Source organism: Nocardia sp. NPDC050408 (assembly GCF_044458905.1).
Classification (GTDB): Bacteria; Actinomycetota; Actinomycetes; order Mycobacteriales; family Mycobacteriaceae; genus Nocardia.
The window spans coordinates 105,100-128,714 of record NZ_JBITIL010000005.1 but is presented as its reverse complement, the minus strand read 5'-3'; the positions used below and the strand labels follow the sequence as shown (position 1 = coordinate 128,714).

Annotated in this window: 27 protein-coding genes; 14 read left to right on the top strand and 13 right to left on the bottom strand. The window is 65.2% G+C overall.

Going from position 1 to position 23,615, the window contains the following annotated elements; all coding sequences use genetic code 11:
* The first annotated feature begins 27 nt into the window (after nt 1–27).
* Nucleotides 28–246 carry a hypothetical protein gene (locus tag ACIBJI_RS17225; protein WP_364347237.1) on the top strand — a complete coding sequence of 73 codons (219 nt, stop codon included), beginning with the start codon at nt 28–30 and terminating at the stop codon, nt 244–246.
* A gap of 84 nt (nt 247–330) precedes the next feature.
* On the opposite strand, the gene ACIBJI_RS17220 is transcribed toward ACIBJI_RS17225, so the two are convergent.
* The 7 genes from ACIBJI_RS17220 to ACIBJI_RS17190 form a co-directional block, all read right to left on the bottom strand.
* The gene (locus tag ACIBJI_RS17220; RefSeq protein ID WP_364347235.1) at nt 331–849 is read right to left on the bottom strand and encodes a hypothetical protein; all 519 of its coding nucleotides are present in this window, start codon (nt 847–849) and stop codon (nt 331–333) included.
* A gap of 92 nt (nt 850–941) precedes the next feature.
* A complete protein-coding gene (locus ACIBJI_RS17215; RefSeq protein WP_364347233.1) occupies nt 942–1,274 on the bottom strand; it encodes a hypothetical protein in 333 nt (110 codons plus the stop codon).
* 310 nt (nt 1,275–1,584) lie between these two features.
* Complete coding sequence (locus ACIBJI_RS17210; protein WP_397084836.1) at nt 1,585–2,568, bottom strand: aldo/keto reductase; 984 nt, start codon at nt 2,566–2,568, stop codon at nt 1,585–1,587.
* A 157-nt stretch (nt 2,569–2,725) separates the two neighbouring features.
* Nucleotides 2,726–3,310 carry a TetR/AcrR family transcriptional regulator gene (locus tag ACIBJI_RS17205; protein WP_397084834.1) on the bottom strand — a complete coding sequence of 195 codons (585 nt, stop codon included), beginning with the start codon at nt 3,308–3,310 and terminating at the stop codon, nt 2,726–2,728.
* Entirely contained in the window at nt 3,307–4,527 is a 1,221-nt protein-coding gene (locus tag ACIBJI_RS17200) for a cytochrome P450 (protein WP_397084832.1), read from the bottom strand. The genes ACIBJI_RS17205 and ACIBJI_RS17200 overlap by 4 nt, the downstream gene beginning before the upstream one ends.
* A gap of 80 nt (nt 4,528–4,607) precedes the next feature.
* Complete coding sequence (locus ACIBJI_RS17195; RefSeq protein ID WP_364347224.1) at nt 4,608–4,835, bottom strand: DUF6480 family protein; 228 nt, start codon at nt 4,833–4,835, stop codon at nt 4,608–4,610.
* On the bottom strand, nt 4,819–4,956 hold the full coding sequence (locus ACIBJI_RS17190) for a hypothetical protein (RefSeq protein WP_364347222.1): 138 nt from the start codon (nt 4,954–4,956) through the stop codon (nt 4,819–4,821). Before ACIBJI_RS17190 ends, ACIBJI_RS17195 begins: the two co-directional genes overlap by 17 nt.
* 171 nt (nt 4,957–5,127) lie before the next feature.
* Between ACIBJI_RS17190 and ACIBJI_RS17185 the strand changes: the two genes are divergently transcribed.
* Nucleotides 5,128–5,616 (top strand): hypothetical protein, encoded by a 489-nt coding sequence (locus ACIBJI_RS17185; RefSeq protein ID WP_364347220.1) that lies wholly within the window; start codon nt 5,128–5,130, stop codon nt 5,614–5,616.
* 54 nt (nt 5,617–5,670) lie between these two features.
* Here ACIBJI_RS17185 and ACIBJI_RS17180 read toward each other — a convergent pair whose 3' ends face one another.
* A complete protein-coding gene (locus ACIBJI_RS17180) occupies nt 5,671–6,132 on the bottom strand; it encodes a hypothetical protein (RefSeq protein ID WP_397084830.1) in 462 nt (153 codons plus the stop codon).
* A 115-nt stretch (nt 6,133–6,247) separates the two neighbouring features.
* On the opposite strand from ACIBJI_RS17180, the gene ACIBJI_RS17175 reads away from it, so the two are divergent.
* The 4 genes from ACIBJI_RS17175 to ACIBJI_RS17160 all read left to right on the top strand — a co-directional run bounded on the left by ACIBJI_RS17175 (nt 6,248) and on the right by ACIBJI_RS17160 (nt 9,255).
* Nucleotides 6,248–6,853 carry a PadR family transcriptional regulator gene (locus ACIBJI_RS17175; RefSeq protein WP_364347216.1) on the top strand — a complete coding sequence of 202 codons (606 nt, stop codon included), beginning with the start codon at nt 6,248–6,250 and terminating at the stop codon, nt 6,851–6,853.
* Nucleotides 6,854–6,911: 58 nt separating this feature from the next.
* Nucleotides 6,912–7,163, top strand: a complete 252-nt coding sequence (locus ACIBJI_RS17170; protein ID WP_397084828.1) for a galactose oxidase early set domain-containing protein — start codon at nt 6,912–6,914, stop codon at nt 7,161–7,163.
* Between the two features lie 100 nt (nt 7,164–7,263).
* Nucleotides 7,264–8,271, top strand: a complete 1,008-nt coding sequence (locus tag ACIBJI_RS17165; protein WP_397084826.1) for an adenylate/guanylate cyclase domain-containing protein — start codon at nt 7,264–7,266, stop codon at nt 8,269–8,271.
* A 210-nt stretch (nt 8,272–8,481) separates the two neighbouring features.
* Entirely contained in the window at nt 8,482–9,255 is a 774-nt protein-coding gene (locus tag ACIBJI_RS17160; RefSeq protein ID WP_397084823.1) for an RluA family pseudouridine synthase, read from the top strand.
* 186 nt (nt 9,256–9,441) lie between these two features.
* Here the strand turns inward: ACIBJI_RS17160 and ACIBJI_RS17155 are convergent, their stop codons facing one another.
* The gene (locus ACIBJI_RS17155) at nt 9,442–10,086 is read right to left on the bottom strand and encodes a TIGR03086 family metal-binding protein (protein ID WP_397084821.1); all 645 of its coding nucleotides are present in this window, start codon (nt 10,084–10,086) and stop codon (nt 9,442–9,444) included.
* A gap of 85 nt (nt 10,087–10,171) precedes the next feature.
* On the opposite strand from ACIBJI_RS17155, the gene ACIBJI_RS17150 reads away from it, so the two are divergent.
* Nucleotides 10,172–10,606: a MarR family transcriptional regulator gene (locus ACIBJI_RS17150; protein WP_364347206.1), complete on the top strand. Its 435-nt coding sequence runs from the start codon at nt 10,172–10,174 to the stop codon at nt 10,604–10,606.
* A 161-nt stretch (nt 10,607–10,767) separates the two neighbouring features.
* Nucleotides 10,768–11,547 (top strand): metallophosphoesterase, encoded by a 780-nt coding sequence (locus ACIBJI_RS17145; protein WP_364347204.1) that lies wholly within the window; start codon nt 10,768–10,770, stop codon nt 11,545–11,547.
* Here ACIBJI_RS17145 and ACIBJI_RS17140 read toward each other — a convergent pair.
* Nucleotides 11,544–12,611, bottom strand: coding sequence for an AraC family transcriptional regulator (locus tag ACIBJI_RS17140; RefSeq protein WP_364347202.1), 1,068 nt, complete (start codon nt 12,609–12,611; stop codon nt 11,544–11,546). The genes ACIBJI_RS17145 and ACIBJI_RS17140 overlap by 4 nt on opposite strands.
* 86 nt (nt 12,612–12,697) lie before the next feature.
* Between ACIBJI_RS17140 and ACIBJI_RS17135 the strand changes: the two genes are divergently transcribed.
* From ACIBJI_RS17135 to ACIBJI_RS17115, 5 genes are all read left to right on the top strand, one after another.
* Nucleotides 12,698–14,164, top strand: a complete 1,467-nt coding sequence (locus tag ACIBJI_RS17135; protein WP_396959357.1) for a flavin-containing monooxygenase — start codon at nt 12,698–12,700, stop codon at nt 14,162–14,164.
* A gap of 62 nt (nt 14,165–14,226) precedes the next feature.
* The gene (locus ACIBJI_RS17130) at nt 14,227–16,341 is read left to right on the top strand and encodes an ABC transporter ATP-binding protein (protein ID WP_397084818.1); all 2,115 of its coding nucleotides are present in this window, start codon (nt 14,227–14,229) and stop codon (nt 16,339–16,341) included.
* A gap of 70 nt (nt 16,342–16,411) precedes the next feature.
* A complete protein-coding gene (locus ACIBJI_RS17125; protein WP_397084816.1) occupies nt 16,412–17,152 on the top strand; it encodes an energy-coupling factor transporter transmembrane component T family protein in 741 nt (246 codons plus the stop codon).
* 18 nt (nt 17,153–17,170) lie between these two features.
* Entirely contained in the window at nt 17,171–17,857 is a 687-nt protein-coding gene (locus ACIBJI_RS17120) for a hypothetical protein (RefSeq protein ID WP_364347194.1), read from the top strand.
* A gap of 210 nt (nt 17,858–18,067) precedes the next feature.
* On the top strand, nt 18,068–18,712 hold the full coding sequence (locus ACIBJI_RS17115; RefSeq protein WP_397084814.1) for an ammonium transporter: 645 nt from the start codon (nt 18,068–18,070) through the stop codon (nt 18,710–18,712).
* Between the two features lie 62 nt (nt 18,713–18,774).
* Here ACIBJI_RS17115 and ACIBJI_RS17110 read toward each other — a convergent pair whose 3' ends face one another.
* The gene (locus ACIBJI_RS17110) at nt 18,775–20,016 is read right to left on the bottom strand and encodes a lipase family protein (protein ID WP_397084812.1); all 1,242 of its coding nucleotides are present in this window, start codon (nt 20,014–20,016) and stop codon (nt 18,775–18,777) included.
* A gap of 278 nt (nt 20,017–20,294) precedes the next feature.
* Here ACIBJI_RS17110 and ACIBJI_RS17105 point away from each other — a divergent pair, with 278 nt between their 5' ends.
* A complete protein-coding gene (locus tag ACIBJI_RS17105) occupies nt 20,295–20,942 on the top strand; it encodes an isochorismatase family cysteine hydrolase (protein WP_364347188.1) in 648 nt (215 codons plus the stop codon).
* An 80-nt stretch (nt 20,943–21,022) separates the two neighbouring features.
* Here ACIBJI_RS17105 and ACIBJI_RS17100 read toward each other — a convergent pair whose 3' ends face one another.
* The gene (locus tag ACIBJI_RS17100; protein WP_364347186.1) at nt 21,023–21,202 is read right to left on the bottom strand and encodes an antitoxin; all 180 of its coding nucleotides are present in this window, start codon (nt 21,200–21,202) and stop codon (nt 21,023–21,025) included.
* Nucleotides 21,203–21,293: 91 nt separating this feature from the next.
* Nucleotides 21,294–23,603 carry an ATP-dependent DNA ligase gene (locus ACIBJI_RS17095; protein WP_397084810.1) on the bottom strand — a complete coding sequence of 770 codons (2,310 nt, stop codon included), beginning with the start codon at nt 23,601–23,603 and terminating at the stop codon, nt 21,294–21,296.
* Nucleotides 23,604–23,615 lie beyond the last annotated feature (12 nt).

Genomic DNA, 23,615 nt, shown 5'->3' with positions numbered 1-23,615 from the left:
AATGAGCCGAAAGCGAAAGGTAGCAATATGATCCGGAAGGTTCTGCTGGCGGTTACCGCCGGTGTTCTGATCAGCACACCCGCGACGGCGTCGGCCGAGGTGACCGCCGTCGAGCAGCCGGCCACCGCACAGGAGGTGGCGATCAACACCGGATCGGGCGTTGCGGACACCGTCATCAATGGGCTGATCGCGCTTATCTTCGGTCCGAACGACCCGTCGACCTGCAAGTTCCCCTACTGCTTCTGAATTTGCCGGTGCACCAGCCGCTGGCAATTATCTGAAAATAACGGGTACCGGGCGCACTGCCCGGTACCCGTTTTATTCATCGGTTCAGCTGAAACGCGCCGCGAGGATCGGCACGTCGGCACCGCGGGCCTCGCCCGCGATACACGACCCCGCCATGGCCAGAACATTGCCGATCGGCCCCTGTTCGACCACCAGGCGCCCGCCCGCACCGGGGCCATCGGTAATGATCACGGTGTTGGACATCGAACTGCCGACACCACCCCCCACATGCCACGGCCCGCTGATCCGGCTGACCGCACCATTGGCCCAGTAGACCTTGCCGTCGATCTGACCGTCGACATCGGCGCAGCTACCGCGTCCATCGAAGGTGCCACTCACGGTTGCTCCGGACGCAGGCGTACCCGTGCAGCCGGTGAGGTTGCCGTCCCAGGTGGCCGTGGCGGGCGCGACCGTCATCCCGAGCGGGCTTGTGCTGTAACTGAATCGGCCGCCGGAGCAGCCACCCGAAATCGGATCGGCCGCGGCTTGCTGAGTTCCGACGAATGCGGCGGCGAGTGCGGCGACAGCGACCGACGCTGTCGCGATCTTCCGGGAAATTGCCATGACGAATACCTCTCCTTTTGATCGAACTTGATCTGATGGAGCAGCTGACGACAAGCAAACGCGAAGATCGTAGACGGCGCGTCCAGCGCAGTCTAATCAGACCACACCCTTTCCTCGGGAAATGCACGTCGGGCATAGGTATTCGCCGGGTTGACAGTGATCACGTCGCACGCCCGCACAAGTTCTTCCGGTCGATCGTCCAAATGCGCAAGATTCGGCATAATCACCGCTTCCGCATCCGTCCGGCGGATGACCTCGCGCAATGCCGCGAGAATTTCCGTACCCGCGTCCGCTAGCCGCACGATCTCGGCAAGGTCGTATCCGTATCGCGTTGCCAACTTACGGATCTGGGCCATGTCCCAGTCCCTGGCATCGCCCGACACGTCCTGACGAAGAAATCCGATCGCGGTCGGCGTCGGCCTCATCGACTTGCCTCGTTCCGTCGTGTATCAGATCTTCTAATACTCGATCGTGTAGCAGATCTTCTAGTGCTCGATCCATATAGGTCGGGAGCAGCTACCGTCATTGGCGCCCAGCCACCGCACACTGTCAACGCAAATAAAACGCAACCGTAGCAATTTCCCACACCGAATACAACAGGTATGTATGTCCTCGACATGGAAAGTCGTTCGGTCGAAACGCCCTCGCAGACCTTCGTGTTCGAGGCACGGCGTTTCACGCGGTGAGTCGTTTTGCGAGATGTGCGGACAGTGTGCGAGGCGTGAACCGACCGCGTCAGCGACCGGCAACCTTGGCGAGATGTTCCGGATAGCGCGCGCCGGAGAATGCGGTGGCGGGGGCGGCGGCATCGATGCGCGCGAGATCGTCTGCGGTCAGGACGATCTCGGCGGCGGCCACATTCTCTTCGAGATAGGTGCGACGCTTGGTGCCCGGAATGGGAACCACATCGTCGCCGCGGCTCTGCACCCAAGCGAGCGCCAATTGTCCTGCGGTAATGCCCTTTTCGGCGGCAAGCTCGCGCAGCGCCGCGACGATGGCGAGGTTGTTGTCCAGGTTGTCCTCGGCGAATCGCGGTAAGCGACGGCGCATATCGTCGGCGGGCAGATCGGCGGTGGAGGTGATGGCCCCGGTCAAGAAGCCGCGGCCGAGCGGCGAGAAGGGCACGATGCCGATGCCGAGCTCACGGCAGGTCGGCAGCACTTCGGCCTCGATATCCCTTGTCCACAGCGACCATTCGCTCTGCAGCGCGGTCACCGGATGGACCGCGTGCGCGCGGCGGATGGTCGGCGCCGAAGCCTCCGAAATGCCGAGGTAGCGCACCTTGCCCGCCTGCACCAGCTCGGACAGCGCGCCCCAGGTTTCCTCGACCGGGACATTCGGATCGACGCGGTGCTGATAGTAGAGGTCGATGTGGTCGACACCGAGCCGGGCCAGCGAGGCGTCGCAGCTCTGCTTGACATATGCGGCGTCGCCACGGGCTCCCATGCTTCCGTCCTCGCCCCATACGATGCCGAATTTGGTCGCGAGCACCACCCGGTCGCGGCGGTCGGCGATAGCCTTGCCGACCAGTCGCTCGTTGGTCTCCGGGCCGTAGACATTCGCGGTGTCCAGCAGCGTCACGCCCAGATCCAGCGCACGATGGATGGCGGCAATGGATTCGTCGTCGTTATCGCGCACGCCGTAGGCCTGGCTCATACCCATGCAGCCCAGACCCTGTGCACCAACGGTCAACTGACCGAGCTTCCTGGTCGGAATCATGCGGGACTCTCCTCCTTGGTCGACGATTTCGTCATCGACGCTACGACTTGGAGTGCGCTCCAAGTCAAGTGCCGGGAGGTCTGGCGAGTTCGGCGATCACCTCGGCGCGGGCCTCAATGAGCGCGAGCCGGTCCGCTCACCGCCTATCCGGCGGATGTCAGTTCGCGAATGCGCCGACGACGACCGGTGCGACGAAGTGCTCCAGCATGACCCGCTCATCCGCCTCGTCGCGACCGGGCGCGGTGAGCAGCGACATGATGACACGAGCCAACCAGCGGGCCAGTCGGAAGCGGTCCGGATCGGCCGTCGGTGGCAGCAGCCCGGCGGCAATGGCCTCGATGACCTCGGAGGATTGACCGATTTCATTGGCTATGCCCGCATCACCCGCGGTGAACCACGCGATCAGCGTCGGGTCGGCGCGGACCTCGCGCAGCGATGCGAGCATGACCGCGACAATGCGCTCCCCCGGATCGGCGATCTCGCGAGCCTGCTCGGCGACCGCGGCGCCGACCCGACGAGCTTCGCGGTGCACGAAGGCGATTCGCAGCGCTTGACGGTTCGGGAAATAGCGATACAGGGTGGCGCGCGAGCAGCCCGCCGCCTTCGCGACATCGCCCATACCGGTATTGGTGACACCGCGCTCGACGAACAGCCGCGCAGCGGCATCTAGAATCTGCTCTGCCGCGATATCGGCGCGCTTGGGGCGCAACCAATCTCCCGGCCCGCCCGAGGCCGCCGTCATCGGGATACCTGGAACGGCACACGATCCGGCCAGCGCACATAACTGCCGGGCGCGTAACGCACGCGGTCGATATCGACGACGAAATCCGGGCAGCGCGAGAGCAATTCCTCCAGCGCGACGCATGCGACCATGCGCGCAGCCGCCGCGCCGAGACAGTGATGGTTGCCGTGACTGAAGGTCAGGATCTGCTTGGGCCGCCGCAGCACATCGAGTTCGCCTGCATTGGAACCGAATTCGAGTTCGTCTCGATTGGCCGAGGCATACAGCAACAGCACGCGACGTCCTGCCGGAATGGTGGTGTCGTGAATCTCGATGTCGCGCGTCATGGTTCGTGCCAAACCCTGCACCGGCGAGGTGAGCCGCAAAAACTCCTCGACCGCATCCGGGATGAGTGCCGGATTCTCGATCAGCAGCCGACGCTGATCCGGCCGCTCGGTCAGCAATTGCACGGCGCCGCCGAGATTGCCTGTGGTGGTGTCGTTTCCGCCGGTGATCATGGTGAAGGCGAAGCCGAGAATCGAGATGATGCCCGCATAGTCGCCGTCTGCGCCGAGCCCGGCAGCCACCAGATGCGAGATCGTATCGTCGGCGGGTTCGGCGCGCCGGCGTTCGATCAACTGGGTGAAGTACTGCATCAATTCGCCGATGGCATCTTGGGCATCGAGCGGACTGCCGCCCGCGGAGGCGGTCATGATGTGATCGGTCCACTCGTCGAATTTCGGCCGATCCGGTTCCGGCACACCGAGATAATGTGCGACCACCATGCTCGGCAGCGGCTTGAATAGTTCGACGACGATATCGCCCTCGCCCGCCGCCCGCAGCCGCTCCAACCGCTCGACGACGAACGCGCGCACCTGCGGTTCGACCGAGCGCACCTGCCGCGGCGTGAAGCCCTTCATGACCTGTTTGCGGAAGGTGGTGTGATCCGGCGGATCAGTGAAGACGAACGGCCGCGGTTCGGGCAACCCGATCTCGCCGAGGTCGCGGTAGTCGACGGTCAGACCGCCCGCCGAGGAGAAGGTCGCGACATCCCGCGCCGCCGCATACACATCGGAATAGCGGGACAGGACGTAATAGTCGCTCGCCGGATCATCCTGGGGCACAACGTGATGCACGGGGTCGTGGGCGCGCAGTTCGGCATACATCTGCCACGGGTCGCGCCAAGTCGCTGCGGATCTCAACTCGAAGCTCGGTCGATGAGACAACTCTGTCGTCATGACCCGAGCGTAAGACAAAATGACAATTCTGTCTAGAACGCGTTCTACCAACCGGGCAGCGGTAGTCCGCGGCACCGCGTTCAGACCAGCGTTATCACCAGCAACACCGCCACCACGATGAACAGGATCGCCAGTACCGCGGCCATGGCGATGAAGCCGACTCCGGTCGGCGGGAAGTGCCAACTGGTCCGCGGTTCGGGTGCGGACAGGCCGGAGGTCTGCGCCGTCTCGGGCGGGGTCGAGCCGGGGCTGACGCCGCCACCCGCCTCGAGATCGGGAGTGCGTCGGGGATCAGGATCCATCGACATGGCGATGCCCTTCGTTGCCGGTGATCATTTCCGGGTCCGTCGGCTTCCCGGCACGTTTACGCCGCAATACCACGATGGCGACGATCACCGGTATCACGACGAGTACCAATAGAAGTTCCATATTCGGCGCATACCCGGACTCGCACCACTTAAAGGTCATCGTTCACTCGAAGATTGCCAGACCCCCGAGCGGGTTGCCCCGAACGGCGAGGGGCCGCATCCACGCGTTTTCTGTAGCCGTTGCCGTGGCATAGGTCGGCGGTACCGTAGAAGAAGACGCGGGGAGGCGACGATGGTGCAGATGGACCGGCCGCCCAGGGTGCAGACACCGGATGCGGATGCGCCGTGGAACGAGATCGTGCCGCAACTGTGGATGGGTGGGCATCATTACGGGAATGCCGAGGGCGTGCGGGTGCCCGCGATCGTCGGGGCCGAATTCGATGTGGTGATCAGCCTGTACCAGGCCGAGGGGCACGGGCCGGGACCCGATGTCGAACACCATCACCTCGCCATTCCGGATGCGGTACTGCACGCCGAGCAACGGGCGGCGGCGCGCGCGTTGGCCAGGATCGCCGCCGCCGCGGTTCGTGCCGACCGCAGCGTCATGGTGCGCTGCCAGTACGGATACAACCGCTCGGGTTTGGTGGTCGCGCAGACGCTGCTCGACCTGGGGCATTCGGTCGATGACGCCATCGCCCTGATCCGGCTGCGACGCTCGCGCTATGCGCTCAACAACGAGTTCTTCGTGAAATATCTGACGATCGGGCTCGGCGGAGGCTGAAATACCAAGCGCCCCAACCACAAGAGATATGGTCGGGGCACTCCGGTTCCGACATCAACGCGGCGCGTTGGCCGGATCGGCAACGGTCGGGTGCGCCCCTTCGCGATGCGCCCGGCGCACATCCTCGAAGAACTCCCGCGAGAACATTGCCGACAGCACGGCGATACCCGCACGGTGCACCCGGAATTCGCTGCGGTTGCTGGTGCCGGTGAGCCGGATGACGCGACCCGCCGCGTTCTGGGGCCGCGCGAAATCCTTCACCCGGCCGCGGCCGGTCCAGTGCAGTTCGGTCTGGTCGATGACGGCGTCGTCCGGGACGAGCAGTTTCACCATGGCGTGGTCGAGATCGGCGTGCACGACGATCTCGCCGCCGCCGGTGATCTGCGGCGAGCGCAGGTCGATCACCACGCTGCCGTAGCGGGCGGTGATGTCGAAGGTGTCGGCGTCGGTCCAGTTGCCGAGGCGCTTGGCGGTCTCGTGGTCGACGTGGATGCGGGTGGCGGTCTTGGCGGTCATTTTTTTGATCCTTTCGGGCGGCTTCCGCTGGTGAAGCAATAGTGGCATACAAACTAGTTTCTTGGCAACTAGTTTGTATGAACCTAGTTGTCGAAACACCATTAGAATGAGCGGTATGACGGCATCGACGCAGTTCAAGCGCTCTCCCCTGGCGATGGCGCTGCTCGGCATCCTGCATCTGGAACCGATGCACCCCTATGCGATCCAGCGACGGATCAAGGAGTGGGGCAAGGACAAGGTCGTCAATGTCACCCAGCGCGCAGCGCTCTACAAGACGATCGGCAGGCTGCAGGAGGCCGGACTGGTCACGGTCCGCGAAACCGGCCGCGATCAGCAATATCCGGAGCGCACCGTCTACGAAATCACCGACGCGGGCCGCGCGGCCTGCGCGAATTGGCTGGCCGAGATGATCGGCGACCCGCGCAACGAGTATCCGGAATTCCCTGCGGCGCTGTCGTTCCTGATGCTGCTCGGACCCGAAGGCGCGCGCACCGAACTGCAGCGGCGCGCAAAGTCTGTGCGCGCCGAGCTCGCCGAGATGGACGCGGATGCGAAACAGGCCGCCGCGATGCAACTGCCCAGGGTGGTGATGCTGGAGGACGAGTACCAACGCGCGGTCACCGAGGCCGAATTGCGTTGGCTCGACGCCGTTATCGCGGATTTAGCGGCGGGCACCCTCACTTGGTCGAAGGAATCCCTACTGCCGCACCAGCAGCCGTAGTTCACATCGCGACCCGACACCAGAATACCAACCGGCACCGCCGATGGATCATGCCAGGATGTGGCGCGACCGATACCGCGACAACGGCCCCGCCCTGCGCGAGGTGAATCTCGTCCGCCCCGGTGCGTGCACTCACTCCGCGGATAACGAGCAACGCGCGATCGATCTCGAATTCACCGGCACCGCACCGGATTCGGTAACCATCACCCTGCCGTCGAATCCGGTACTCGCGCCGCCGGGCTGGTATCCGGTGTTGGTCGTGAACGATCAAGGTGTGCCGCCGACCAGACAGTGGCCGCACCTGAGCTGATTGTGACCGATCACAGTCCCGGACCGCCACGACGGTGGCACCACTGTCACCTGCTCCGTTGCCGCCATGGGCGCGCGCTCGACCCGTAATGTAGGCGATCATGGTTCCCACCGAGATATCCGAGCTGGTCGAGTCGGTCGTGGAGTCGTATCTGCTCGACGGACCGCGCCGCTACAACCGAACCGAGGTCGCCGAACAATCCGGGGCGACCACCGACCTGACCAAGCGGCTGTGGATGGCACTCGGCTTCCCGGCCGGTCTCGACGATGCCGCCGTCGACTACGCCGATGCCGATATCGCCGCGGTGCGCAATTTCCGCGCGCTCAATGTGCTCGCCTCGGCGGACTCACGGCAGCAGGCCGCGACCGCGCGCACCCTCGGCCAGGGTATGGCGCGCCTGGCCGAATGGCAGGTCGACGTGGTGCTGGCCGAAATCAGCGCTCGGATGGCCGAGGCCGCGCCCGGCACCGATCTGGCCGAAACCGCACGCACCGCGACCGAGGCGGCCATCTCCACGCTCGAACAGCTCAATACCTACGCGTGGCGCCGCCACCTCGCCGCCGCCCTGGCCCGATCCCTCGACCCGGGCACCACGGCGGGCGAGGCGGTGCGCGAGTTGGCGGTCGGCTTCGCCGATATGGTCGGTTACACCCGGCTCACCAGGCATCTGCATCCGGACGAACTGTCCATGCTGCTGGAGGCATTCGAATCCACCACCACCGCCGCGATCACCGAGAACGGCGGTTGGGTGATCAAGAATGTCGGCGACGAGGTCATGTTCGCGGCCGAGGATCCGGCCGATGCGGCCCGGATCGCGCTGGCCATCCAGGAGAGCACGATGATGGTCGGCGGCACGCCGGAGCTGCGGGTCGCCGTGGCATATGGGCCGGTGCTGCAGCGCTTCGGCGATCTGTACGGTTCGGTGGTCAATATCGCCTCCCGGCTCACCGGCGTCGCCCGACCCGGCACCGTTCTCGTCGATGACGAGGCCGCCGCCGCCCTGGACGGGAATCCGGAGTTCGATATCCGCAATCTGCGCAGCGTGCGCGTCCGCGGATTCAACCGCCTGCGGCCCCACACCCTGCGCCGCAACGGCAAGTACAGATAGCCCCACGACCTGAGCTCACCACCTGCGTCCGCCATACCCTGCGCCGCAACCACAAGCACCGGTAACGCACGACCCGAACTCACCACTGCGTACCCACACCCTGCGCCGCAACCACAAGCACCGGTAACGCACGACCCGAACTCACCACTGCGTACCCACACCCTGCGCCGCAACCACAAGCACCGGCAACGCACGACCTAAGCTCGTCCGGTGGAGTTCGAGTGGGCCGAGTTGCGGGAGAGGTGCGTCATCGAGGAGGACGCGGCGGTGTTGGCGTTGAACAAGCCCGCCGGGATTTCGGTGACCGGGGAGCGGCACGACAGCGATATCGTCGAGGCGGCGGCCGCTGCCGGGGAAACTCTGTATCCGGTGCACCGCATCGACAAGGTGACCTCCGGACTCGTGCTGCTGGCCAAGGAACTCGGCGCGCACGGGCAGCTGACCAGGCAGTTCAATAAGCAGACGGCCGAGAAGGCGTATCTGGCGATCGTCGAATCGACCGGCCTGCCCGATCGCGGCGTCATCGAACTGCCGCTCAGTGTCGGCCGCAAGAACCGCGTGCGGATCGCCGCACCCCGCGAATCCATTCGCGAGCAGGCGGGACGCTGGTTCGTCGATGAGGCGGATCTATTGGCCACTAAGAACTACCCGTCGACAACCCGGTTCACAACGGTCCTGCGCACCGACACCCACACCCTCCTCGCAGTCCGCCCGGTCACCGGCCGCCGTCACCAGATCCGCGTGCACCTGGCCTGGATCGGACACCCCATCCTCGGCGACCCCCTATTCGACAAATCCGCCCGATACGACCGCACCTACCTCCACTCCTGGCAACTCGCCCTAACCGCCCCCTGGCGCACACCCCCAACCCTCACCCTCCAAGCAACCCCACCCCCCGACTTCTGGCACCCCTTCCATCCCATCCCCGACCCCGCCGCCCTCCTCCAACGCGCCGCCGAATCCTTGCTCCCCCCAATCGAATAGCCCCGCCCAACACCACACACGGAATGCCGGGCAATTCCCATGCGCGCCACCCTGAATCGCGCCCGGCGATGACCAGAGCCGATGTACCGCAGCAGCCGAACCGCGACCTCCGCGCGCAACAATCACCGGCGCGAATGCGCCCGAGGCGTCGGCTCCTCACGCGTCAGCTCGGTCGACGGGCGGCGGCTATTCCGGCCAACTCGGGGAGCGCCCGAGCATGGCGACGATCTCGTCGAGCGCGGAGTCACTCGACCAGTTGATGACCGGTCCGAAGGCCGCACCGGGTGCCAGCCGAGCCGCGCCGCCGGGGACGACTTCGGCTACCGATAGTGCGACCGCGAGCAGGTCGTCGTCGAAATGCACTGTGCGGCCGAGGGTTCGGGCGACGTCCCAGGAGTGCACGACGTAGTCGATGAAGTGGAAGCTGACTGCCTCGGCTCCGGAGAATTCGAAGGCACGGGTGAACTCCGGTAACGGGAAGGTTCGGTCGAGCACGCCGTCCTCGGCGAAAGATGCCAGTACATGTTCGGCGGCGGCACGGTAGTCCGCGACCGGGTCCGCGCCCAGCGGGCGCAGCCGCCACAGCGACAGGTCACCCTCGCCGCGGGAGGCGGCCGCGAAGCCATAGTGCTGGGTGATCATGTGCGCCAGCAATCCGTGCAGCGTCCACCCGGCGCATGGCGTCGGCTTGGCCAGATCAGCGGCGGTCAGCTGGGAAACAACTTCGATGCTGGTGCGCACGGCTTGCGCATTGAGGGCGATCAGATCGACCTGTGTCCCCAGCGACTTGAGGGTCTGCAGTTCGGCGGCGGTGTCGGAATCGGTGGTCATCGCTTTCCTCTCGATACATCCAAATAATAAGCGCATGCCTATCATAAGCTCATGATTATCATAAGCCAAGCGGTATTTTCTACCCATGCCGGAAAAGCGCCCTGACCTCGCCGCGATGATCGCGCCGCTCGGCCGCGCCCTCGCCGCGGCGGAACTGCCCGTACTCGAGCGACACGGCCTGACCATGTGGGGCTACGTGGTCCTACTCGGACTCGGCGACGAACCCGTCTACACCCAGGCCGCGCTGGCCAAGAAGATCCGCGCGGACAAGACGCGCATCATCGGCACACTCGATGAGCTCCAGCAGCGCGGCCTCATCCACCGCGATGCCGATCCAGCCGACCGGCGCGCACGCCTGATTTCGCTCACCGCCGCCGGTCGGACCACCCGCGACCAGGCACAACGCGATATCCAGGAGCAGGAGAACCAACTGCTTTCCCAGCTGCCCGCCGCCGATCGCAAGTCGTTCCTGCGGTCACTGCAGACGCTGTGGGCATCGGTCGTCGACCCGTCGAGCTGACCCGGTGTGCGCGCGAGCACTTCCGACCCCGCGGCCTTCTACCGGTGGTCAGCCTCATGGCGACGCGGAACCCGCAGGTCATCTAGCCTGTAAACGTGCCAGCACGCGATGCCGACACCCTCTGACGCAATGTAGCGATCCCCCAGAGAAAGCGAACGCCGATGATCCTGGTGGCTCAGGTCAGCGATACCCATTTCGATCTCGGCACCCGCAATGCCGAACGCGCCGAGCGGGTCATGGCCTATCTCGCCGAGCTGCGACGCAGGCCCGATGCCATCTTGGTGACCGGCGATATAACCGATTCGGGTAAAGCCGAGCAGTACGCCGAGGCGCGTGTCGCACTCGACGCCGATATCCCGGTCTACGCCCTGCCCGGCAATCACGACGACCGAGCCGCCTTCCGCGCGATCCTCCTCGGCGAACCCGCATCGACCGCACCGATCAACCACGCCCATCGAGTCGGCAATCTGACCGTGGCCCTGCTGGATTCGAGCGTCCCCGGCGAATCCGGTGGCCGACTCAGCGAAGAAACCTACGACTGGCTGCGCGGCGTACTCGTCGCCGCGCCCGCAGCCGCGCCTATACTTCTTGCGCTGCATCATCCACCCGCACATCTGTTCAGTCCGGTCATCGATGAGATCTCGCTGGCCGAGCCCGAGAAATTGGCGGAGGTGGTCGCCGCCGACGAACGCATTGTCGGCGTGGTCACCGGACATGCGCATTCCGCCGCCGTGACCACCTTCGCGGGCCGCCCGCTGCTGATCGCGCCGAGCACCGCCTCCGTACTCGGCGGGGAGTGGGAACTCGAACTCCCGCACCGCGTCATGGACTATGCGCCGGATCCCGCCGTCGCACTGCACGTCATCGACGAAAATCACCGCATCACAACGCATTTCCGCAATATCGCAATGAACGGTTGGATCAGCGTGCAGCCGAATTAGCGCCGCACCGCGCGTTCGCGGCGGTAGGCGGCCGGTGTCGCTCCGGTCCAGCGCTTGAAGGCGTAGATGAAGGTGGAGGATTCGGCATAGCCGAGCCGGATGGCCACGTCACTCACCGAAAGCGGTGTGGCGGTGAGCATTTCCTCGGCGAGCGCGCGGCGCACCTCGTCCAGCAGTGCGCGATAGCTGGTACCGGCGGCATCGAGGTGGCGACGCAAGGTGCGGGTGCTCATATTGAGATCGCGTGCGACGGAATCGATCCCGCGCGGAGCCGCGAACCCGTCCGCACCACCGGGCACCAGAAGTTCGCGCACCTCGGCCGCGATACCCGTGCGGGCGCGGCGGCGGTCCACCAAGCCCCGGCATTGCGCTAGGCACATCGCCCAGGTGTGCTCATTCGCCTGCGGCAGTGGCTGTTCCAGCATGGCCGGATCGATGGTGAAAAGATTGTGCGCCCGCCCGAAACGCGGTCGCACCTGGGTGACCTCCATGATCCGATCGACGTATGTCGGCTCCGGAAAACGGAATTCGGCCCTGGTGAGCGGCAGCTGTTTGCCGATCAGATCGCTCATGACCTGATGCATGGCAGTCACATCGCGTTCGACCAGGAACTGGCGCACATCGGCCGGAATCGATTCGTCGTGCACCCAGGCGATGAACTCGCCCTCCCCCCATTCCGCGACGGGCAGGCAGAAGGTGAAGCTCAGTTCCAGATAGCGCAGCGCGAACGAGATGGCCTCACCGAGCGTCGGACTGCTGACGCACGCGAAGCCGAAAATACCGAAGGTGGTGATTCGATACCGGCGACCGATCTCGACACCGAGCGCGGGCGTATCGGCGAGTTCGCGGACGAGATTGCGGATGACGGCGAGTTCGATTCGCGCATCGATCTGCGCGTCAGGATCGTGCAGCATGGCCTCGGTCAGCCCGGTTCCGGCGAGCATGCGCGCGACGGGCACGCCCTGCTCACCGGCATAGCCGACCATAAGTGCCACGCTGGCGATGCCGCGCGGAAAGTTCCAGTCGCGGATGCCCGGATCCTGTACCCGCTCCACAGCGGACATTATGGCCGAAAATCTCGATCCGCCGACCCGTACGACAGGCAGTCTTAGAGTGGAACTCATCTACAGTGCTGTGAGGAGTGCCACATATGACAGCTGGTGAGCGGCCCTCGGTCATCATCATCGGCGCCGGTTTCGGCGGCATCGGGATGGCAATCGAATTGCGGCGCAACGGTTTCGATGATATCACCATCCTGGAGCGCGGCACGGACATCGGCGGGGTATGGCGGGAGAACACCTACCCCGGCGCGGCTTGTGATGTGCCGTCGCCGCTGTACTCGTTCTCCTACGAGCCCAAGCCGGACTGGCCGCAGCGGTATTCCGGACAGGCCGCGATCCACGACTACCTGCGCGAGGTCGCCCAACGGCACCGCCTGCTGGAGGCGATCCATTTCGGCGCCGAGGTGACCGACGCCGAATTCGACGACAGTTCCGGCCGCTGGACCGTACGGACCAAGGACGGCACGGCCCGAACCGCCGACGTGCTCATCTCAGCGGTCGGCCAACTGTCCCGGCCCGCCCTGCCGAACATTCCCGGCATCGGCACCTTCACCGGTCAGGCCTTCCACTCCGCCGAATGGGATCACGGCGTCGGCCTGGCCGGTAAACGCGTCGCCTGCATCGGCACCGGCGCCAGCGCCATCCAGTACATTCCGGAGATCCAGCCGCAGGTCGAACACCTCACCCTGTTCCAGCGCACAGCGGCCTGGGTGCTGCCCAAATTCGATACCAACTACACCCCGGTCCAGCACAAACTTTTCGCCCGGCTGCCCGGCGCCCTGCTCGTCGAACGCTTCGGTTGGTGGGCCATCGCCGAATTCATCGCGCTCGGCCTTGTCGAATTCCCGTGGATCGTACGATTGGTCGCGAAAATCGCGTCGAAACATCTGGAAGAACAGGTCCCGGATCCGGAACTGCGCGCCAAACTCACCCCCGACTATCCGATCGGCTGTAAGCGCGGACTGTTCTCCAACAACTACTACCCAGCTCTGCTCGAGCAGAACGTGCAGGTCGAGACCACCGCCATCACCGAAATCGTGCCGAACGGCGTGCGCACCGCCGACGGCACGGTGCACGAGGTAGAGGTGATCATCTACGGCACCGGCTTCAAGGGCACCGAATTCCTCTGGCCCATGAATATTTACGGCCGCGCGGGCCGCAAACTCTCCGATGCCTGGCAGGACGGCGCGCACGCCTACTGCGGCATTACCGTGCCCGACTTCCCGAATCTGTTCCTGGTCTACGGACCGAATACCAATCTCGGCGTCGGCTCGATCATCTACATGATCGAATCGCAGGCCCGCTATATCCGCCAGGCCGTCCAACTGCTCGCCGAACGTCCCGGCCATGTGCTCGAGGTGCGTCCCGAGGCGGAGGCGCAATTCAATACCGCGGTTCAGCAGCGCCTCGCGCGCACACCGTGGAACTTCTGCTCCAGCTGGTATCGAACCGCTTCGGGCCGGATCACCAATAATTGGCCGGGCCCGCAGCTCGCCTATCGCCGTCGCGTGCGCAAGCTGAAGGCCGCCGATTACGAGCTGACCCGGGTCGCCTGACGCTCACGCTCTCCACAGAAAGACCACACGAACTGTCCACAGGATGCTGGCAGACTTGACCCGTGAGTGATCTGCCCGTCCGCCCCACCGAGCGCGGACCACTGCGCCCGATCGAATTGGCGGTGGGGGCGGTGCTCGGGGGTGCCTCCGTCGCCCTGGTCACCGTCGGCGCGTTGATTCCGATAGCCGCGGCGCTGCAGTTGGTCGCCGCGGTGCCGCTGGCCATGATCGCGCATCGCTATCGGCTGCGCGTCCTGATCACCGCGACCGGCTCGGCCGTGCTGGTCTGCTTTGTCGCGGCGGGCCTCGTGCCCGCATTCGGCATTCTCAGCTCGGCCACCATCGCGGGGATTATCGGCACGGTCAAACGGCGACGTGGCGGCCTGCCCGCGGTGCTCGGATTATCGACACTCGCCGGTCTCGGCTTCGCAGCCTTCGCCATCGGATCGCTGCTCGTGTTGTCCCGCTCCCGGAATCTGCTGTTCGACACCATCCGCAGCACCGCGGAAGGCCTGGAGCGGACGGCAGCACAGCAACCCCAGCTGGAACCGCTCGGACGCGGGGTCTCCGACGCCGCCGACGCCGCGATCCGCTGGTGGTGGGTCCTGATCGGTGGTGGCGTGCTGGCGGGCATCATCGTGACGGCGGTGTTCTCCTGGTTCGTCCTCGGCTCGGTACTCGATCGGCTGGCATGGCTGCCGAGTCACGACCGGCTCGACGCACCGCCTGACGACCGGCCGATCGCGCCGTTGCCGGTGCGACTACGCGAGGTCGGTTTCCGCTATCCGGGAGCGCCGGTGGACGCACTGTCCGGGATCGATTTCACCGTCGACATCGGCGAATTCGTGGCCATTGTCGGCCACAACGGGTCCGGCAAATCGACACTGACCCGGCTGCTCGCGGGACAACCGCCGACCACCGGTGGCGTTGACCGCCCTGGCGCGGCGGGCCTCGGTCACCTGGGTGGCACCGCACTGGTGCTGCAGCGGCCGGAGAGTCAAACGCTCGGTGTGCTCGTCGCCGACGATGTGGTGTGGGGTCTGTCCACCGAACTCGCCACCGCGGTCGATATCGCCGCCCTGCTGCGCGAGGTCGGCCTGGACGGTATGGGCGATCGCGAGACTGCGACCCTGTCCGGCGGTCAGCAGCAGCGACTCGCGGTGGCCGCGGCATTGGCCCGCCGCCCCGCGCTGCTCATTGCCGACGAGGCCACCTCGATGATCGATCCGGACGGTCGCCACGATCTCGTCGCACTCCTGGCCGAACTGCCTAAACGCCATCCGATGGCGGTGGTGCTGGTCACCCACCATGAGGCCGATGCGGCCGCCGCCGATCGGGTGGTGCACCTGGCAGGTGGCCGGACCGTCGAGCGGCTGCCCGCCTGGCCGCAACCGGTCGGCGAGATCCGGCGTCGGCCGATGGGTGAAACCATCCTGCGACTGAGCGAGGTGCGCCACACCTACAACCACGGAACACCGTGGGCCGCACCGGCTTTGCACGGTGTCGATCTGACGGTTCGGCGCGGCGAGGCACTACTCGTAGTGGGCGGCAATGGATCCGGCAAATCGACGCTGGCCTGGATCATGGCGGGATTGATCGAACCCAGTTCCGGCCGTTGCGAATTGAGCGGTAAGCCGATCGCAAAACAGATCGGCCGGGTGGAATTGGCGTTCCAGCACTCCCGGCTGCAGCTGCAGAAGCAGACGGTCGGCGACGAAATCGCGGACTGGGGCGGACGGGCCGCCGGATCCGGTGCGGTCGGACGCGCACTGGATGCGGTGGGTTTGGATCGCGCACTCGCCGCACGCTCAATCGAGGAACTCAGCGGCGGCCAAGCCAAACGCGTGGTGCTCGCAGCCATTGTGGCCAGCCATTCGCCGGTGGTCGTGCTGGACGAACCGCTGGCCGGATTGGACCCTCAGGGCCGCGCGGAGATCGTGGAACTGCTTGCCCGCCTGCGCGATTCCGGCCTCACCTTGATCGTCATCTCACATGACGTGCACGATATGGCCACGGTCTGCGATCGGACTGTGCATCTCGAGGCCGGACGCATTCTGGAGACCGATCCGATCCTCGATACCGCGAATGTGCCCGCGCACCAGCCGGATACCCACTCGACGATGCCGGGAACCCGCCCGGGCGATCCAGCCTGGCGGCTCGGGGACGGAGGTCGATAATGAGCGAGCGAACAATAGACACAGCCACATACGTGGTCATGACGGAGCCGAGCGCCAGCGAGGCGCAGTCATGAGCACGGTGCTGTTCCGCGAAGTGCCGGTTTCCAGTCCGGTGCACAGCCTCTGGGCCGGAACCAAGATCATCGGCGCGTTCCTGATCAGTGTAGTGCTGATGTTCCTGCCGTCCTGGCCGGTACTCGGCTTGATGGTCGCATTCCTGATCGCGATCGGGGTGGTGGCCCGACTGCCACTGAGCACACTTCCTCGCCTGCCATGGTGGTTCTGGGCAATACTCGGTATCGGCGCCCTGCTCAATGTGCCGGTGGGCAGCGAATCCTTACTGCGCTACATCAATGTCACCGTCTTCGGCCTGATCCTGCTGGCATCCTCGTTCCTGATCGCCTGGACCACCCCGATGGGGGATATCGCACCCGCGCTGGCCAAACTCGGCTCCCCGCTACGCAGATTCCACGTGCCCGTGGACGAATGGGCCGTGGTCATCGCGCTGACACTGCGCGGACTGCCACTGCTGATGGACGAGATCCGGGTGCTGCGGGCGGCGCGGCGACTTCGCCCGAAGGACGGCCTGCTCAATCGCGCCGCCGACAATCCGCTCGTCGATATCCTCACCGCCGCCATGGCGGTATCCAGCCGCCGGGCAACCGAACTGGGCGAGGCCATTACCGCACGTGGCGGCACCGGCCAGCTCACTGCCCGCCCGAGCGCCCCTGGCCGCCGCAATGACGTGATCGCGCTGACCGTTGTTATCGCGGTCTGCCTCGGCGCGGTCGTCCTCGATCTGCTGACCTGATCGGCGATACTGGCCTCTGTGCCGGACCAAGACGAGGATGTGCCTGCCTGGCAACGCAGGACGGAGGGTGAGTCGCGGTTGGCCGCGACGCTCGCCGTGCTGGTGATCGTGGTGTTGCAGGTGGCGCCGAAGGAGCTCCGGCAGCAGCCCGCCTGGCTGGTCCTGCCCGTGCTCGAGGTCCTGTTGCTCGGCGTGCTGGTGGTGGCGAATCCGTTCCGGCTCAACCGGGAAGAGCGCTGGTTGCGCAGCGGCGGCCTGCTGCTGACCGGGTTGCTGAGTCTGGCCACGGCGGTGTCGGCGGGTCGACTGGTGTTCCAACTGATCGATGGGACACTCACCGATCCCATGCGACTGCTCGTCTCGGGCGGTGCGGTGTGGTTGACCAATGTGGTGGTATTCGGCCTCTGGTATTGGGAGTTCGATCGCGGCGGACCCGCGGCACGCGCGCATGCGCGAAAGCCATTGCCGGACTTCCTGTTCGTGCAGATGCAGAGCCCGGACCTGGCCGGACTCGACTGGGAGCCACAGTTCCTGGACTATCTGTATCTGGCGTTCACCAATGCGACGGCGTTCAGTCCGACCGATGTGATGCCGATGTCGCGGTGGGCGAAGGCGACGATGATGCTGCAATCGGCGATCTCGCTGGTGCTGGTGATCCTGGTGATCGCCCGCGCGATCAATGTCCTGCAGCAGCCGGGGTCCTGACCGAATAGCGAAGAGCTATAACAAGACTCATCATGTGAGTAATACCGAATACCCCGAAAAGCATTCCTCTAAACCTTTTTTACGCGGTACGGTGTCCTCGGAGTGCGTTCTCTAGATCACATCGTGACTCTGCACAGCGTCGGGGGGAGGATTTTTCGTGTGCGGAGCGTTGCTACGGCTTGCAAAACCTGATGAAGATTGGACCCCGGAATGATTCTCCGCAAGATCACTGCGGCAGCCGTGCCGATCGTCGCCGCTGTCGCGGTCGGCTCGGGCACTTCCTATGCACAGCCGGATGCCGCGCCCGTACCGGACATCGGATACGAGGCAAAACTGGTTGGCGACAAGATCGTCACCACGCTGACCAACGGGTCGTTCCAGATGTCGGCGAACACCGTGGATGTCAAGGACATCGCGGGCAATACGGTGGTCACGCTGCCACTGGTGTTCCGGCAGGACGGTCTGGAGTTCGCCATGCCGCACGAGATTCGCGAAGCGGGCCGGGTGCTGGAGTTGACCGCGGTCAAGGACTACACGACGGCGCGGCAGGCGGCCACGCCGGTCGCGTCGCCACGAGAGAATCTGCGCGCGCAGGATAGCTTCCTGTCCCAGTTCAGCATTGCCGCCGCCATCGGCGGCTTCCTCGGCACGGTTATCGGCGCCCTGGTCGGGCTCACCGGCATCATCGGCGGACCGACCGTCATCGCCAGCGTCATCGCGGGCGCGGGCATCGGCGGCATTATCGGTACCCTCGTGGTCGGTGGGCCGGCACTGATCATCGCGGGCATCGATCTGCTCAGCACCCTGTCCGCCCCGCCCGGCACCACCAAATGGCAGGACGCTCCGGTCAAGTAAGACCACGCACAGCACTGCGAACGCGGCGCGCGGCGAATCCTCGTAGCGCGCCGCATCTTCGTCTATCGCCCGTGACAGCCGGGCGCTACCGGGACACCCGCGAAGCGATCGGCGAGGAAGCCCATCGCACCGGCCGTCTCACCGATGGCGGCCACATCGTGTCCGGGCAGCGCCGAATGCACCGAGGTGAGATCGGCACCCTGTGCGCAGTATCGCCCGACCAGATCGGTAAAGCCCGCGACCGGGATCACATCGTCAGTTGTGCTGTGGTACAGGTACATCGGCATGACCGGTGCACTGCCGCCGAGCTCCTGCCGGTCGGTCGCCGCCCGCAATACCGGATGGGACAACACGTCCGACACCGCCGCGAAATCGTCCACATGCGCATTGAAGTACTTGAAGAGGAGATCCGGACCACAAGCCGAGGCATCCTCGACAAGGGCGATCCGACCGCGTTCGTTGAGCAGTTCCGGCACACCGGAATTCGGCTCGTCCTTCGCGATCGCGATCAAGACGAGCATTGCCAGCCCCGCTTGCGCGGTGCCATCGACACCATGGGCCATCGCCGTCCAATCGGTGGGCACACCACCCGAGGTGATTCCGGCGAATTGGATATCGGGCGCGTACTCCGGTTGTATCTGCGCCGCCCACAGCGTCGCGAAGGCACCGCCCGAATAGCCCCACGCCCCAATGGGACTCCCCGGACCGACGCCATCCGGTGCGAGCGCCCGAGCGGCGCGGATGCCGTCGAGCACCGCACGGCCGGAGTTGACGCCGTCCAGGAATCGCGAGTCCGGCCCCTCGTAATCGCTTGCCACCACCGCCCAGCCGCGGCGCAGCGCCTCGGCGATGAACGGTGTGTCGATATAGGTATTCACGCCGCCGAGATCCCAGCCGCCTCGCAGCGCGTACGACGGCGCGCACCGAGTGTCGAGGCTGTCTTCAGCGATCTGATACGACAGCAGCGGCCGCTGCCCCGGACCGAACCACGGCCAGTTCGGCACCAGCACGGTCGCCATCCCCGCGGTCGGCGAGCCGTTCGTGTCGTTGGTCCGGTATTGCACCTGCCAGGCCGAAACCGGAAGCGGTAGACCGTACAACGCGATCGAGCGAGTCCGCAGGACAGCACCGTCGGGCTGCGAAGCCAGATCGACCGGTGCCGCGTAGAACGGGTCCTGATCCGGCGGCGGCAAAGCTCGGGCAACGGGCACGAATGCGAACGCCACGACCGCTAGAACGATAAGGATCGATATCGCACCGGATTTCCGGTCAGCGCCGACGAATGACGCAGACAAAATTTTCATCGCGGCCTCCAGCGTTCCGACGCGGCGCGACGCATAATGCGCCTGGGATGCGTCGGCGCCGACTTCGCCCGGACTCGAATACCACCACCGTACTGCCTGCTCAGAGGCCCTAGCAACGGTCACGGGCGGACATCGGCGACGCCCTGCATGTCCGATTTCCGACATGGTTACAGTTGGGACGAGGCGGGCCTGAAGCACGCTTCGAAAGTGGCTATCGCGCAACCGAATCACCGTCGGTACCCCGAAGGTGACCGGTACCGAACAGGAGTGAGCTGACCATGCGGCATGGCAACGGACTGGACATTCCCGAAGATCTCGCCGATGTGTGTGCGCCGCACCGCATGGCGGTGATCGTCTACGACATGCAGGTCGGTGTGCTGTCCCAATTACCGGACGGTCCGCAGATCATCGAGCGGGTGGCGCGGGTGGTCGAAGCGGCACGGCGCGGCGGTTATCCGGTCATTTTCCTGCGGCATTTCTTCCTGCCGCGCCGCCTGAGTGGCGCCTTCGCGCTGCGCATGGCGATGAGCTGGCAGCAGGTCGACGATGTCGATGACGTGAAATTCATTCTGCAGCGTGACACCCCGGCCTTCGAACTGGTGCCGGAGCTGCGGCCGACAGCCGATGAAGTGATCTTCGACAAGACCTCCATGTCGGCATTCGAGGGCACGCCCTTGGCCGCGGTGCTGCGCGATCTCGGCATCGGCGCATACGCGATCACAGGTGTCGCACTGGAGATCGGCATCGCGCCGACTGTCACCCATTCGACCGATCTCGGCTTCGTGCCGGTGATCATCAGCGATGCCGTCGGCGGCCGCGATAAGGAGGCAATGGCGCGCGCCTACGACGATTTCGAATTCCAGGGGCACGCGATGGTCACCGATAGCGCGACCATCATTGCGCTGCTCGCCCGCGAACAGAGCTGACCGCGGAAATGGCGGATCGGTACGCCCGGTCCGCCACGCCGTAGCGACTGCTTGCAGGTCGCTCGAAAGGGTCGGGCGACTCAGCCGTCCTTGTGGATGGCCTTCTTGGCGGCATCCTGCGCGGCGTCGACCTGGCCGGCGAACTTGCCGTCGGTCTGCTTGTCGACGAGATCGCCCACCTTATCGATGGCGGTATCCACCTTGTCCGCATTCTGCTGGGCCAGGTCCAGCGCCTTATTCGCCAGGTTCTTGAAATCCACCGTGCACTCCTCGTTTTCGAGCCGACACAACCGCGAACAAACGATACCCAGCGAACTCCCCGATGACCCGGCAAACCACCAGCGACCGCCGTCACATCTCGCCGAGCCAGGCCGGATGCCAGAGGCGGCCGGTCTCGGTCCAGTTCATGAAGCGCACGGTTCCGCTCAGTTTCGGGGTGACCCACACCGCGTCCTCGCGCTCCTCGGCGGTGAGATCGTTGTCGAACGGGGTGGTCTTGCGCTCCAACTTGCCCAGCTTTTCGGCCAGATCCCGCATCACCGACTCGCTGAACCCGGTGCCGACCCGCCCCACGTAATACAACCTGCCCTCGTGCGGAATGCCGACCAGCAGCGATTTGAAGTTGCGGGCGTCACTGCGTCGCCAGCCGCCGATCAGCACCCGCTGGGTGCGCCAGTTGCGGTGCTTAACCCACGAATGCCCGCGCTTACCGGGCAGATACACCGAATCCTTGCGCTTGGCGACTACACCCTCCAGGCCCTGCTCCTGGCTGTAGCGCAGCGCTTCGGCGCCGGAGCCGTCCAGTCGCGGCGGCACCCGCAGTGACGGTGCGTTGCCCGCGATCGCTTCCAATACCCGACGCCGATCCGAATACCGTTTGCGGATAAGGGAAGTCCCGTCCAAATACAGCACATCGAAGGCGACGAAGACCGCACGGGCCGCATCGGCCTGCAACAGACCGACATTGGCGATGCCGTGATCGTCGAACACCACGGCCTCACCGTCGAGCACCACATTGTGTCCGGCCAACTCCTCGGCCAGCACCGCCATGCCGGGATAGCGTTCGGTCACCACATTGCCCGCCCGGCTGCGCAACGTCAGTGTTCCGGAATCTATTTCGGCGATCAGCCGGAAGCCGTCCCATTTGGTTTCGAAGCACCACTCGACATCATCGAGATCGGCGACCTCACCGTGCGTGGCCAGCATCGGCCGCAGGCCACGCGGAAAGGGCGCGGGCCCAGCCGGTCTCGGCACGATGAACGCGGCCTCGGGGCCGACCGGACCACTGGAGACCCGGTCGGTGCCCTCCTCGGCCGGATTCTGCTCGCGCATGAGATGCATCAGCCACTGGGTGCCATTGGTTCGGATCATCGCGTAGCGGCCGCGCAGTCGCTTGCCGTAGAAGGTGACGATGACCTCGTCCGCGCGCCACTTCTCGGTGTCATAGGTACCGGAATCCCAGATGGTCATCTCCCCCGCGCCGTACTGTCCCTTCGGGATGGCACCGTGGAAGTTCAAGTACTCCAACGGATGGTCCTCGGTGTGCACGGCGAGCCGGTTCTGATCCGATGAGGTCGGCGGCCCCTTCGGCACGGCCCACGACACCAATACACCGTCGCGTTCGAGCCGCACGTCCCAATGCAGCCGCCGCGCATGATGTTCCTGGACGACGAACCGATTATTCGTTCCCGGCGCCGGTTTTTCGGAGGGCACGGGTTCGGGGGTCGCCGAAGCATCACGCATCGAGCGGTATTTCGTCAGCGCATCGCTGTCCGAGCTGGGCGGATCCAACTCGGCGAGCAGATCGCCATCATCGCGCCAGCGGGCCAGCACTTCGTCGAAGCGCAAGTGTCGCAGCTTCTTCCGGTTCTCCAACTCGGCCCAGGTGCGCGGTGCGGCCGCATTCGGTTCGGTGCGGCCGCGCAGCGAATACGGTGCGATGGTGGTCTTGGCCGGATTGTTCTGACTCCAGTCCAGGAAGACCTTCCCGCCGCGCGCCGATTTCGCCATCGTCGCGGTCACCAGATCCGGGTGCAGCTTTTCCAGATTCGTCGCCACCTGTTTGGCCACGGTGGACGCACCACCCGGACTCAACTCCCGTTCCAGCGGCACATAGATGTGAATTCCCTTGCTACCACTGGTAACCGGAAAGGCGTGCAGCCCGATGCCCTCGACCATCTCGCGCACCGCGAGCGCGACCCGCGCGCATTCCGCGAGTCCCGCGCCCGGCCCAGGATCCAAATCGAATACCAACCGGGTGGCGTAGCCGACCTTGTCACCGTCGAAACGCCATTGCGGCACATGGACTTCCAGCGCCGCCTGCTGTCCGATCCAGGCCAGTCCGGCCTCGGAATCGATGACCGGGTAGGCAACCTTGCGATCGGAATGTTCGATGGCATGGCGCTCGAGCCACGACGGCGCGTGTTCGGGGAGATTCTTTTCGAAAAAGGATGATTCGTCGACCCCGTTGGGCCAACGCTTCCGGGTGACCGGCCGCCCGGCGATGTGTGGCAGCATCGCGGGCGCGATGGCCGAGTAGTAGGCGATGACCTCGCCCTTGGTGGTTCCTGTTGCCGGATACAGCACCTTGTCGAGGTTGCTCAGCTCAACCTCGATGCCCGGCCGGCCCGGGCTGCCACCGAATTCCCGGCGGGTCACCATAAATGAAGTTTA